This is a genomic window from Haemophilus sp. THUN1692 (assembly GCF_059704395.1).
The window spans coordinates 1,171,022-1,183,613 of record NZ_AP046579.1 but is presented as its reverse complement, the minus strand read 5'-3'; the positions used below and the strand labels follow the sequence as shown (position 1 = coordinate 1,183,613).

At 38.7% G+C, this 12,592-nt stretch carries 11 protein-coding genes and 1 pseudogene; 9 read left to right on the top strand and 3 right to left on the bottom strand.

Annotated features, from left to right (window positions below; translation table 11 throughout):
- The first annotated feature begins 36 nt into the window (after positions 1-36).
- The 9 genes and pseudogenes from AC6H0A_RS05825 to AC6H0A_RS05785 all read left to right on the top strand — a co-directional run bounded on the left by AC6H0A_RS05825 (position 37) and on the right by AC6H0A_RS05785 (position 7,913).
- On the top strand, positions 37-372 hold the full coding sequence (locus AC6H0A_RS05825; protein WP_005639660.1) for a MaoP family protein: 336 nt from the start codon (positions 37-39) through the stop codon (positions 370-372).
- A gap of 143 nt (positions 373-515) precedes the next feature.
- Positions 516-1,607 carry a tRNA (uridine(54)-C5)-methyltransferase TrmA gene (gene trmA, locus AC6H0A_RS05820; RefSeq protein ID WP_179230786.1) on the top strand — a complete coding sequence of 364 codons (1,092 nt, stop codon included), beginning with the start codon at positions 516-518 and terminating at the stop codon, positions 1,605-1,607.
- Positions 1,589-2,362: a class I SAM-dependent methyltransferase gene (locus tag AC6H0A_RS05815; RefSeq protein ID WP_005639656.1), complete on the top strand. Its 774-nt coding sequence runs from the start codon at positions 1,589-1,591 to the stop codon at positions 2,360-2,362. Before trmA ends, AC6H0A_RS05815 begins: the two co-directional genes overlap by 19 nt.
- Positions 2,356-2,790 (top strand): SoxR reducing system RseC family protein, encoded by a 435-nt coding sequence (locus AC6H0A_RS05810; protein ID WP_005639654.1) that lies wholly within the window; start codon positions 2,356-2,358, stop codon positions 2,788-2,790. The genes AC6H0A_RS05815 and AC6H0A_RS05810 overlap by 7 nt, the downstream gene beginning before the upstream one ends.
- A gap of 111 nt (positions 2,791-2,901) precedes the next feature.
- Positions 2,902-3,123 (top strand): annotated as a pseudogene (locus tag AC6H0A_RS05805) (hypothetical protein).
- A 153-nt stretch (positions 3,124-3,276) separates the two neighbouring features.
- Positions 3,277-3,792: a molybdopterin-guanine dinucleotide biosynthesis protein MobB gene (mobB, locus tag AC6H0A_RS05800; protein ID WP_005639652.1), complete on the top strand. Its 516-nt coding sequence runs from the start codon at positions 3,277-3,279 to the stop codon at positions 3,790-3,792.
- Entirely contained in the window at positions 3,789-5,177 is a 1,389-nt protein-coding gene (locus AC6H0A_RS05795) for an MDR family MFS transporter (protein ID WP_005639650.1), read from the top strand. Before mobB ends, AC6H0A_RS05795 begins: the two co-directional genes overlap by 4 nt.
- A gap of 153 nt (positions 5,178-5,330) precedes the next feature.
- Positions 5,331-6,974: an ABC transporter substrate-binding protein gene (locus AC6H0A_RS05790; RefSeq protein ID WP_005639648.1), complete on the top strand. Its 1,644-nt coding sequence runs from the start codon at positions 5,331-5,333 to the stop codon at positions 6,972-6,974.
- A gap of 177 nt (positions 6,975-7,151) precedes the next feature.
- Positions 7,152-7,913, top strand: coding sequence for a HugZ family heme oxygenase (locus tag AC6H0A_RS05785; RefSeq protein WP_005639646.1), 762 nt, complete (start codon positions 7,152-7,154; stop codon positions 7,911-7,913).
- Positions 7,914-8,028: 115 nt separating this feature from the next.
- On the opposite strand, the gene AC6H0A_RS05780 is transcribed toward AC6H0A_RS05785, so the two are convergent.
- From AC6H0A_RS05780 to polA, 3 genes are read right to left on the bottom strand one after another with little or no spacing between them, the layout of a single operon-like run.
- Positions 8,029-9,297: an L-cysteine desulfidase family protein gene (locus AC6H0A_RS05780; protein WP_005639643.1), complete on the bottom strand. Its 1,269-nt coding sequence runs from the start codon at positions 9,295-9,297 to the stop codon at positions 8,029-8,031.
- A 43-nt stretch (positions 9,298-9,340) separates the two neighbouring features.
- The gene (locus AC6H0A_RS05775; protein ID WP_005639641.1) at positions 9,341-9,655 is read right to left on the bottom strand and encodes a cupin domain-containing protein; all 315 of its coding nucleotides are present in this window, start codon (positions 9,653-9,655) and stop codon (positions 9,341-9,343) included.
- Positions 9,656-9,666: 11 nt separating this feature from the next.
- Entirely contained in the window at positions 9,667-12,474 is a 2,808-nt protein-coding gene (gene polA, locus AC6H0A_RS05770) for a DNA polymerase I (RefSeq protein WP_179230787.1), read from the bottom strand.
- Between the last annotated feature and the right edge of the window lie 118 nt (positions 12,475-12,592).

The following is a 12,592-nucleotide window of genomic DNA, read 5'->3' as shown; positions in this document are numbered from 1 at the left end:
TATTTTGTAAATATTAATGAAAGAAGAGAGAATATTATGGCTGTAAGTTTTAGCGTAACGCGTCGTTTCTTTGACGACAAAAACTACCCACGTGGTTTTTCCCGTCATGGTGATTACACAATCAAAGAATCACAGGTGCTTGAGCAATATGGCCAAGCGTTCAAAGCATTAGACTTAGGGGAACGTGAGCCAGCGACTAAAGAAGAAAAAGATTTCGTCGCTTTTTGCCGTGGTGAGCGCACAGCAGAGACTTTCTTTGAAAAAACTTGGAATAAATATCGTACTCGTATTAATACTAAAAAACGTGTTTACACCTTATCTGGTGATGTGAGTGAAGCTGCCTCTGGCGGTGAAGATTATTCCGGCGAATAAGATACGTTGAACAAGGCAGGCGGAAGTCTGCCTTTTGTTTTTGAATAGCTTGTGAAATCACGCGTAATTCACGGCTGATAACTTTATTCTCCTATCTTTGTATGAACGATTCATCTTCATACGCCCTATGAATACTAATTTCTATGCAATTACCGATTTCTCAATACAACGAACTGCTACAAAAAAAACTTGAAAAATTAACCGCACTTTTGCGCCCTTTCAATGCGCCTGATATTCAAGCTTTTGACTCTCCAACAAGTCATTATCGCATGCGTGCGGAGTTTCGTATTTGGCACGATCAAGATGATTTTTACCATATTATGTTTGATCAGGCGACACTACAGCGTTATCGTGTGGATGAGTTTCCAATCGCCAGCACGCTGGTTAATCGTATGATGCAAACCTTATTACCTTTGTTAAAACAACAAGAGGTGCTACACAAAAAATTATTCCAAATCGATTACCTTAGCACCTTGAGTAATAAGATTATTGTGAGCTTGCTTTATCATAAAACACTCACTGAAGAATGGGAAAGTGCGGCTAAAAATCTGAAAGATTTACTCGAAAAGCAAGATTTTGATGTGCAAATAATCGGACGTGCAAGTAAACAAAAAATTTGTTTTGAGCAAGATTATGTGGATGAGGTTTTACATGTGAATGGTAGAAATTATGTCTATCGCCAAGTCGAGAATAGTTTTACCCAGCCAAACGCAACGGTAAACTGCAAAATGCTTGAATGGGCAATTGATTGTACCCAAAATAGTGAAGGTGATTTATTAGAACTTTACTGTGGTAATGGTAATTTTTCTATCGCACTTGCACAAAATTTCCGTAAGGTATTGGTAACCGAAATCGCGAAACCTTCTGTAGCTGCCGCACAATTTAATATTGCTGAAAATAAAGTTGATAATTTACAAATTATCCGTATGTCGGCAGAGGAATTTACGCAGGCAATGAATGGGGTTCGAGCCTTTAACCGTTTGAAAGGGATTGATTTAAAATCTTACGAATGCAATACCATTTTTGTCGATCCACCTCGAGCTGGGCTTGATCCTGATACAGTGAAACTTGTACAAAATTACGATCGCATTTTGTATATTTCCTGTAATCCACATACGCTGTGCGATAATCTTGTTGAACTTTCAAAAACGCACCGCATTGAAAAAGCTGCGTTATTTGACCAATTCCCTTACACTGACCACATGGAAAGCGGCGTATGGCTCATTCGCAAGTAGGTATTCAACTAATTTCTGAATCTCCAGAAAAAACATTAGCAGAATTGACTGCACTTTGTGCTGAACACAACATTATTCATGATGAACAAAGCCCATTTGCGCTTGTTCAAACCGATGAACGTTTAGAACTTCGTAAACTAGACGAACCTAAACTCGGGGCAGTTTATGTTGATTTTGTAGGAGGCACAATGACTCACCGTCGTAAATTTGGTGGTGGTCGTGGTGAAGCTGTAGCGAAAGCGGTAGGGATTAAAGGTTCGGAATTGCCAACGGTTATTGATGCCACAGCTGGTCTAGGACGAGATGCCTTTGTGCTAGCCTCGATTGGCTGCCAAGTTCGGTTAGTGGAACGCCATCCTGTCGTTTTTTTACTTCTACAAGATGGTTTAAATCGTGCTTATCAAGATGAGGAAATCGGCGAGATGTTGCAACAAAATTTGCGCTTGCTGAATGTTCATCATATGAATGAACTTGATCCTAATAGCGATTATGCCGATGTGGTTTATCTCGATCCAATGTATCCGTATAAACAAAAATCTGCGTTAGTAAAAAAAGAAATGCGCGTATTTCAGCATTTAGTTGGAGCAGATTTAGATGCCGATGAATTGCTTTTACCTGCACTCCAATTAGCTAAAAAACGTGTGGTCGTGAAGCGTCCTGACTATGCAGAATTTCTTGGTGGAAAACAACCTCACTTTAGCCGTGAAACGAAAAATCATCGCTTTGATATTTATATGGGAGCATCCCAATGCTAAGAGAAAGTGCCGTTGTTATTAGCTATGAAAATGGCATTGCCAAAGTGAAATGCCAATCCCAAAGTGCCTGTGGCCAATGCGCAGCTAAAAACAGTTGTGGAACATCAAGCCTTTCCGAATTAAATGGTAAACGTGGCGAGCATATTTTTAATGTGGAAACATTAATGCCATTACGCGAAGGTCAAATTGTTGAAATTGGATTAGAAGAAAAGTCGATGTTGTTGTCCGCATTATTGATGTATGTTGTACCGCTTTTGACTTTATTGATCGCAACCATGTTGTCTGATTACATCAGCGATAATGAAATCCTGCGTGCCATTTTAATCTTTGGATTAACCGCACTTTCTTTCATTTTTGTAAAATCTTATAGTAGAAAATTAGGACAACAAACAGAATTTCAGCCTGTTTTATTGCGCATATTATCTTAAGTTTTTATTCGCTTTTTATTATTTCTGCGATCTAGATCGTAAACTATAAAGTCAGTTGAGTAATTTTCTTTCTATTCCAGCAAAATTTATCTTTTATTAATCGGAGAAACTATGCTGAATTTATTTAAATTACCCATTGAAAAAAGCTCTTTAGAGGCTTGGTCAAAACTTAGTGATGATGTGGCAAAAGTTGCTATTCTAGCAATGCCTGTTATACTTTAGGGCTAGCAACCGCTTTTCCTAAAAGGATTAAATATTAGTTTTTTGCTCATTGTTGCTTATGTTTGTCTCGTGATGGGGCGTAAATTTCGTCAATTAGTGGAGGGAAAATAATATGTGGCCTACTATAGGGCTTGGCATTGTTGCTCTTCTTGCTATCGGCGGACTTATTTTTGCCAATTATGTAGCAAAACATTCTTAATTTATTAACCCCAAACTTTCGGGGTTTTCCGTATTTAAAGTACGGTTATTTCTAAGGTTATTTTTATGAACAATCAGATTCTTTTACTTGGAATTACCGGTTATAGCGGTAGTGGTAAAACAACATTATTAGAAAAACTTATTCCGGAACTTATCGCTCGTCACATTCGCGTTTCAGTGATTAAACATAGCCATCACAATATGCAAGTTGATAAAGAAGGCAAAGATAGTTGGCGTATGAAAGAGGCAGGTTCCTCTCAAGTTATTTTAGCGAATGATGAACGCTGGGCGATCATGACGGAAACGCCAAAACCTGTTTCATTGGATTATTTAGCGCAACAATTTGACCGTACTTTAACGGATTTAGTGTTGGTGGAAGGCTTTAAACAAGAGCCAATTCCAAAGATTTTGCTCCATCGTCAGGAAATGACAAAACCTTTCCCCGAAATTGACGAATATGTCGTGGCAGTTGCGACGAATTATCCCCTTGAAATTGACCACACTTTGTTGGATATTAACCGCATTCCGCAAATTGCCGATTTTATTGAAAATTGGTTGCACCATTTTCACGGAGCACGATGACTGAATCCAATGCCTATCGTGGTTTAGCTTGGGTAGCGGCAATGGCGCTTTTTATGCAAAGCCTTGATGCTACCATTCTAAATACAGCTTTACCCGCGATATCTTCCGATTTACATAAACCCGCCTTTGAAATGCAAATGGCGATTATTGCTTATTCTTTAGCCGTTGCATTATTTATTCCTCTTACCGCTTGGGCGGCTGCAAAATTTGGGACATTGAGAGTTTTTCGTGGTGCAGTTTTTACGTTTATTTTAGGATCTATCGCTTGTGCTGCTGCCCCTAATTTAGAAAGCTTAATCTTAGCCAGAGTGATTCAGGGGATAGGCGGTGCCTTTATGATGCCAGTGGCGCGTTTAGCTATTATTCAAGCTGTCCCGAAACAACAATTAGTGAATGCTTGGAATTTAATGGCAACTGCAGGTTTGATTGGGCCAATTCTAGGGCCTATTTTAGGTGGATGGTTAGTCATTCACACCAGTTGGCACTGGATTTTTTTAATCAATATTCCAATTGGTGCACTAGGGATTTTAGCATCGGGCAGCGTGATGAGTAATATCAAAGGCGAAGCAGAGAAACTAGATTGGACAGGTTTTTTACTGTTTGCATTAGGGTTAGTCGGCATCACGCTTGGTTTGGATTTACTCGGTGAAAGCCAGCATAGTGCAATTACAACCTATAGCGTGTTAGTCGTTGGTGTTCTGTTACTCGTGGCGTATTGTAGCTATGCCAAAAACAATGAAGATGCCATTTTACCTTTATCCCTTTTCCGTACTCGTACATTCAGATTAGGCATTATTGCCAATATTTTTGTCCGATTATCTGCATCTGGCGTTCCCTTTTTATTGCCTTTGATGTTCCAATTATCTTTCGGTTACAGTGCTGAAATGTCAGGCTGGCTATTAGCACCGATTGCGTTAATTTCTGTAATTTTGAAAATATTAATTGGACGAATTTTAAATCGTTGGGGCTATAAAATAACGTTAATTTCATCCGCACTTTTGATGGCTGGCTCTGTGATTTCAATGGCTTGGTTAGATCAACAAAGTTCTCTGACTTGGATTATTTGTAATCTCATGTGGTATGGCGCTTGCATGTCGATAATTTTCACTTCAATCAATACGTTGACTGTAGGCGATCTTTCAAAACAACAGGCAGGCACAGGTTCTACAGTATTAAGTATTGTGCAGCAAGTTGGGATTGGATTTGGTATTGCTATTTCATCGATAATTCTAAATCTTTATAGACATTCCTTTAGCGCGAGTGATGGCTTACAACAGGCATTTAGCTATACTTTCTTAACCTCATCACTTTTTGCAATCGCCTTAGTTTGGTCGCTTATGAAGTTACATAAAAATGATGGCGATCATTTACGGAAGAATCCTTAGATTAATTTGTTATAATCCATAGGATTTTTTTATTTAAAAAAAGCGACATTTGCTTATATCTTATTAAACATTTATTTTAGATAGGATTTATCTAGCATCTTGGTTACATGACAATGCTCGAATAAATCTCTGCCAACAAAGTGAGGAACTATCATGAAGCTAAAAGCAACACTAACTCTTGCGGCTGCAACGCTTGTATTAGCCGCCTGTGATCAATCAGGTTCAACAAATAAACCGACCGCACAAGCTGAAACTAAATCTGCATCTAACAATACTTTCGTTTACTGTACAGCAAAAGCACCTTTAGGATTTAGCCCTGCACTTGTGATGGAGGGAACATCTTATAATGCAAGCTCACAACAAGTGTATAACCGCTTAGTTGAATTTAAGAAAGGTTCAACGGATATTGAACCGGCTTTAGCTGAAAGCTGGGAAATCAGCGATGATGGTTTAACTTATACATTCCATTTAAGAAAAGGTGTTAAATTCCATACAACAAAAGAATTTACCCCAACACGTGATTTTAATGCGGATGATGTTCTATTCTCATTCCAACGTCAGTTAGATCCAAATCATCCATATCACAATGTATCTAAAGGGACCTATCCATATTTCAAAGCAATGAAATTCCCTGAATTGTTAAAATCAGTGGAGAAAGTAGATGACAACACAATTCGTATTACCTTGAACAAAAAAGATGCGACTTTCTTGGCAAGTTTAGGTATGGATTTTATTTCTATTTATTCCGCAGAATATGCGGATGCAATGCTGAAAGCAGGTAAGCCTGAAACAATTGATAATCGCCCAGTGGGAACGGGGCCATTTGTTTTTGTTGATTACAAAACGGATCAAGCTGCTCAATATATAGCAAACGAAAACTATTGGAAGGGTAGAACACCATTGGATCGTTTAATTATCAATATTGTGCCAGATGCGACAACACGTTATGCAAAATTACAGGCGGGCTCTTGTGATTTAATTTTATTCCCGAATGTAGCGGATTTAGCCAAAATGAAAACAGATCCAAAAGTACAACTTTTGGAACAAAAAGGTTTGAACGTGGCGTATATCGCATTCAATACCGAAAAAGCACCGTTTGATAATGTCAAAGTTCGTCAAGCATTGAATTACGCAGTGGATAAAAAAACGATTATTGAAGCGGTTTACCAAGGCGCAGGAACACCAGCTAAAAATCCACTTCCACCAACAATTTGGAGTTACAACGATGAAGTTCAAGATTATCCGTACGATCCCGAAAAAGCAAAACAACTTTTAGCTGAAGCAGGTTATCCAAATGGTTTTGAAACTGATTTTTGGATTCAACCTGTTGTTCGTGCCTCTAATCCAAATCCAAAACGTATGGCTGAACTTATCATGGCTGACTGGGCTAAAGTTGGTGTAAAGACTAACCCAGTTACCTATGAATGGGCGGATTACCAAAAACGTGCGAAAGCGGGTGAGTTAACTGCTGGTATCTTTGGTTGGTCTGGTGATAATGGTGACCCTGATAACTTCTTATCTCCATTATTGGCAAGTTCAAACGCGGGCAATTCCAATATGGCTCGTTTTAAAAATCCAGAGTTTGATGCATTACTAGATAAAGCAATCGGATTAACAAATAAGGAAGAACGCACCGCACTTTATAAACAAGCGCAAGTTATCATTCATAATCAAGCACCTTGGATTCCAGTGGCACATTCCGTAGGTTTTGCACCACTTAGCCCTCGCGTAAAAGGCTATGTACAAAGCCCATTTGGCTATGATGCTTTCTATGGCGTGAGTGTTGATGGTAAATAATTAATACTATTTCAGTTCTTTTGGGCCCTTATTTCGTAAGGGCCTTTTTCTTTGGAATGTTATTATTTTGTGAAAAATATGTTAAATATATTTTACTTGAGTATAATGCTCAACATTATTCCTCACGGAAGATAATCCGTAGAATAATGAGATTAATCGTAAATATAAGGAACAAAAATGGATTTCAATCGAATTATCACTCACATGAATGATCATCACCAAGATGATATGGCTGCCCTTTGTAAAAAATTTGGTGGCGTAAATGAAATTACGGATGTGACATTAGTTAATGTAGATTTTGGTAGTTTAGATTTTAAATATAATGGTGGCAAAACATTACGCGTGGAATTTCCACAACAAGCTGACGAAGGTTCAATTAAACAAGCGATTATCAATCTTTGTGTAGAAAATAAACCAGTTGCAAATTACGATCGTATTAAAGCTAGAATTGATGAATTTCGTCAAGAATTTAAAAGCTGTATGCTTGCCACTTTAGATAAAGATGGCTTACCGATGGCATCTTATGCACCAATTATTTCGCTTGATGGAAAATATTATATTTATATCAGTGCTATTGCAGAGCATTATGACAATTTAAAACGTAATCCGAATCAAGCGGAAGTGATATTTTTAGAAGATGAAAGCAAAGCGAAATCAATTATTGTACGTACTCGTTTACGTTACAAGGCAAGTGCACGTTTTATTCCTCGTGAAGATCCAATTGTTGAAAAAGCCTTAGATAAATTAGCGGAAACGATGAATGATGTAGGCGGAATTAAAACGATTCGTGAATTTACTGATTTTGATTTAGTTGAACTTACATTTGGAACAGGTCGTTTTGTAAGAGGTTTTGGCCAAGCTTATTTGATTGATGCTAATGGGGAAATTTCTCATATTGGTGTAAAAGGCAATCCACACGAAAAAGAAAGTGATAAATAATATTGTCTCTTAATGAGGATAAAGGGTTGAGTATAAATTCATACTCAACCCTTTTGTTTACGATAAATGCCAATGAAATTGAAATTTCTTTATTTTTCACCGCACTTTATTTTCGTTAAGGACAAGCCTTGCTCACCATAATTTCGATAACCTGTTTGTCGATATGTTGCATGCTTTTTGATGCAATAGCGCAGAGATTATCAATGGTTCGATCAAGATCATGTTCGACAATACCTTCATTGCCAGTAACATGGGTCTCATCCATTGCCATAAGCACCGATTTATAGCCTGAAGCAACGCTGGTGGAGACTTTCATTGCACAGCTATTGGCGGCGCCATCACAGATGATGCCACTAATATCGCCAATCATGCTACAGATGCCCATGCTAGCTGTTTCAAATTTACCTGTGAGTAAATAAGCAATACCTGCACAGCTTCCCATTGATGCCGTAGTCACAGCACAAAGTGCGGAAAGTTTTGGCAATTTACTATGAATATAAATGGCCATTAAGTGAGATAAGAAAAGTGCGCGTATTCGTTTTTCCTCACTCACCTTGAGATAATCTGCAACAACGACAACAGGCATCGTTGCCGTGATCCCTTGATTGCCCGAACCAGAATTACTCATCGCAGGCAAAGTTGCTCCGCCCATTCTTGCATCTGATGCGGCGGTGGTTTCAATCATAATTTTGCTTAACAAATCATCAGAAATTAAACCGCTACCTACTTGTTTACGCAATGTTCTGCCAATGTGTAAGCCATAATTTTCACGTAATCCTTCGTTAGACAGCGCTCGGTTGAGTTCTGCAGTCTGTCCGATAAAGCGGATTTTATCGAGCTCAACTTTGCAAGAAAATTCAAAGATTTCACGTGCGCTCACCTGTTTGAAAATATCATAAGGATCGCAATCAGCACATTCATCCTGTTCTTTCTCAAAAACAACTTCGCCATTTTTTTCAATCAAAATGATGTTTGTATGTTGATCTTGAATTGCTACTTTCACTCGGTCATTATCGGCAAATAATGTTGATTCTGAATATAAAATATGTTCGGTTTGATGAATATCTACACTCACTAATTTTTGTTCAAGCATAGATTTAGCGGCAATAACTTGTTCTGGCGTAATATGTTTTAATACTTCTAAACCGCCATCTGGATTACCGCCCAATGCGCCAATTGCCGCAGCAATAGGTAATCCCACCATACCTGTTCCTGGCACTGCAACACCCAATCCATTTTTCATGAGATTAGGTGAGACTTTAGCTTCAATGCGTTCAGGTGTTTTGCCCAAATATTTCGCTGCTGTAGCAGATGCGAGCGCAAGAGAAATGGGTTCAGTACAGCCTAGGGCTGGCACAACATCATGTTTAACGATGTGGATCAATTTCGTTAAGTCTTTCTTGATTCATAAAATTCTTTTTAATTTGTTAAATACTGTCTTCTTTCTCTATGACTAATATACGCGCTTCACCTTGTGGATGAGCAACATGTTCGGTACCGATACCCGCATAAAAAATATCACCCGTATGGAGCAATACGGCTTTCTCTTGACCATCTTCTTTGTAGCGCATTTCCACCGTACCATCCATGATAGCAAAGACTTCTTCACCGTCATTGATATGCCATTTGTAAGGTTTATCTGTCCAGTGCAGACGCACCGAAATACCATTCATATTGGTGATATCGAGGGTTCCCCAAGCACGTTCTGCCGTAAAGTGGCGACTTTTAATAACTTTATTCATGATTAAATTCCTTAGTGCGCTTCATCCCAATTTTGTCCAACACCCACTTCCACAATCAATGGAACAACTAATTCAGCTGCGGCTTCCATGTTTTGTTTAATTTGTTCAAGGAAAAACGCGACTTTTTCTGACCGCACTTCAAACACTAATTCATCGTGTACTTGCATAATCATTTCAATATCTGGATCGTGACGGATTACTTCATCAAGTTTAATCATCGCTCGTTTAATAATATCTGCTGCAGTGCCTTGCATCGGTGCATTAATTGCTACACGTTCTGCCCCTTTACGACGCATTGCATTGCTAGAATTAATATCAGGTAGATATAAACGGCGACCAAATAGCGTTTCCACATAGCCTTGTGCTTTCGCTTTTTCACGGATATCGGTCATAAATTGCTGTACACCAGGGTAGCGTTGGAAATATAAATCCATGTATTTTTGTGCATCAGGACGGGAAATACCCAGTTGGCGTGAAAGTCCAAACGCAGACATTCCATAAATTAAGCCGAAATTAATCGCTTTAGCATTGCGACGTTGCTCGCTGGTGACTTCATCTAATGATACACCGAAGATTTCAGCTGCCGTGGTTCGGTGAATATCCTTGCCTTGAGAGAAAGCGTTAATTAAACCTTGATCGCCCGAAAGATGCGCCATAATGCGTAACTCAATTTGAGAATAGTCAGCGGCGATGATAGAATAACTTTCACGCGCGATAAATGCTTGTCGAATACGACGACCTTCTTCATTCCGAATTGGAATATTTTGTAGGTTTGGATCACTTGATGATAAACGCCCTGTTGCCGTCACCGCTTGATGGTAAGAAGTATGCACTCGCCCTGTTTGTGAATTGACCATTTGAGGCAGTTTATCCGTGTAAGTAGATTTGAGTTTGCTCAAACCACGATGTTCAACCAAAATTTTTGGTAATTCGTGGCTATAGGCTAATTCTTCCAATACTTCTTCATTCGTTGATGGTGCACCTTTTGGCGTTTTTTGTAAAACAGGTAGCCCAAGTTTATCGAACAAAATTTCTTGTAATTGTTTAGTGGAGGCCAAATTAAATGGCTGACCTGCTAATTCGTAAGCTTGTTCCTCAAGTGCGGTTAATCTTGCGGCAATTTCGTTAGATTGGATAAAGAGGGCATCACTATCAATCAAAACCCCCGTCCGTTCCATGCGAGAAAGCACATGAAGTAATGGTAATTCCATTGTTTTATACAATTCAACAAGCGTTGGTTCTTCTTGCAACTTCAACCACAGCACTTGTTGTAACTTCATTGTCACATCTGCATCTTCTGCCGCGTATTCTGTGGCTTGTTCTAATGGAATTTGATTAAATGTAAGCTGACCTTTCCCTTTTCCTGCAATGCTTTCAAATTCGATAGTTTCATGCCCTAAATAACGTTTAGCTAAATCGTCTATATTATGACGACCCGTACTATTTAGCGTATAAGAAAGCAACATCGTATCAAATTCAACACCTTGTAATTCAATGCCATGACGGGCAAAAATACTTTCATCAAATTTAATATTTTGTCCAATTTTGTGAATATTAGGGTTTTCTAAAATGGGTTTGATAGCCGTTAGTGCGGTTGATTTTTCGAGTATTTTTGGTGCATCTAAATAATCCAATTGTAATGGTAAATAAGCAGCTTCGCCATTTTCAAGAGCAAAAGAGATACCCACTAAATTCGCAGACATATAATCAAGACTGTCTGTTTCAGTATCGACTGTAATGAGTTTTGCTGCATTGAGTTTTTCAATCCAGCGTGTTAAATCCGTTTGAGTGAGCAAGGTTTCATATTTTGTGCGATCGATTTGAATTTTAGGCGTATTTTCCACCGCACTATTTCCCACAGAATTTTGAGCTGGTGATGTCGCCTGATACTGGTTCATTTTCACAGGCTGTTCAGTGGTTTGGGTAATCGAGTCAGAACCATTCATCACTTCATTAAGCCAGCGTTTAAATTCGTAGCGAGCAAAATATTCGATGAGTTGCTCGTTTTGGCTTTCTCCAAGCAACAATTCATCTGTTGTCACATTAAGTTCAACATCCGTTTTGATGGTTGCTAATGTATAAGAAAGATCGGCATTAGTTTTTTCGGTCAATAATTTTTCACCTAGTTTTTTCGCACCTCGAATTGGCAATTCTGCTACTTTCTCAAGATTGGCATAAATTTCAGCCATACTTCCGATGCCTTGCAGTAAACCAAGTGCGGTTTTTTCGCCAACGCCAGCAACGCCTGGAATGTTATCTGCACTATCGCCCATGAGTGCTAGATAATCAATAATGAGTTCAGGTGGAATACCGTATTTTTCAATCACACCCTCGCGATCCAATAAGCTATTATTCATAGTGTTGATGAGCATAATATTGTCATCAACTAACTGTGCCATATCTTTATCGCCAGTACTAATGAGCACTTTTTTACCCAAACGAGAGGCTTGTAGTGCGAGAGTGCCGATTACATCATCAGCCTCAATCCCTTCCACCACTAAAAGCGGAATCCCCAGTGCACGAATCATATCGTGCAACGGCTGAATTTGTTTGCGTAAATCATCAGGCATTAGTGGGCGGTGAGATTTATATTGTTCAAACATTTCATCACGAAATGTTTTCCCTTTTGCATCAAAAACAACGGCTATATGAGTGGGCTGTACTTGTGAGATGAGGCTTTTTAACATATTTAAAACGCCGTACATCGCACCTGTTGGCTCACCTGCGGCATTAGTTAAAGGAGGAAAGGCATGAAATGCACGATATAAATAAGAAGAACCATCTATTAATACAAGTGGATTTGTTGCAATTTGGGCCATAAAAAATCTCGTTTTAAACTGAAAAATGCGGGCATTATAGCGTAATTTATGGTGATGAGTGAACGGCGGATTCAATGTAAAATTTGTGACGAACGTTTTTTGCTATGGCATAATATCA

What these genes read in the sequence shown, in the direction of transcription:
- AC6H0A_RS05795 (WP_005639650.1), top strand. Translation starts at nt 3,789, where the DNA reads ATGACTGAATCCAATGCCTATCGTGGTTTAGCTTGGGTAGCGGCAATG.
- AC6H0A_RS05810 (WP_005639654.1), top strand. Translation starts at nt 2,356, where the DNA reads ATGCTAAGAGAAAGTGCCGTTGTTATTAGCTATGAAAATGGCATTGCC.
- AC6H0A_RS05825 (WP_005639660.1), top strand. Translation starts at nt 37, where the DNA reads ATGGCTGTAAGTTTTAGCGTAACGCGTCGTTTCTTTGACGACAAAAAC.
- AC6H0A_RS05785 (WP_005639646.1), top strand. Translation starts at nt 7,152, where the DNA reads ATGGATTTCAATCGAATTATCACTCACATGAATGATCATCACCAAGAT.
- AC6H0A_RS05815 (WP_005639656.1), top strand. Translation starts at nt 1,589, where the DNA reads ATGGCTCATTCGCAAGTAGGTATTCAACTAATTTCTGAATCTCCAGAA.
- AC6H0A_RS05775 (WP_005639641.1), bottom strand. Translation starts at nt 9,655, where the DNA reads ATGAATAAAGTTATTAAAAGTCGCCACTTTACGGCAGAACGTGCTTGG.
- AC6H0A_RS05790 (WP_005639648.1), top strand. Translation starts at nt 5,331, where the DNA reads ATGAAGCTAAAAGCAACACTAACTCTTGCGGCTGCAACGCTTGTATTA.
- mobB (WP_005639652.1), top strand. Translation starts at nt 3,277, where the DNA reads ATGAACAATCAGATTCTTTTACTTGGAATTACCGGTTATAGCGGTAGT.
- polA (WP_179230787.1), bottom strand. Translation starts at nt 12,474, where the DNA reads ATGGCCCAAATTGCAACAAATCCACTTGTATTAATAGATGGTTCTTCT.
- trmA (WP_179230786.1), top strand. Translation starts at nt 516, where the DNA reads ATGCAATTACCGATTTCTCAATACAACGAACTGCTACAAAAAAAACTT.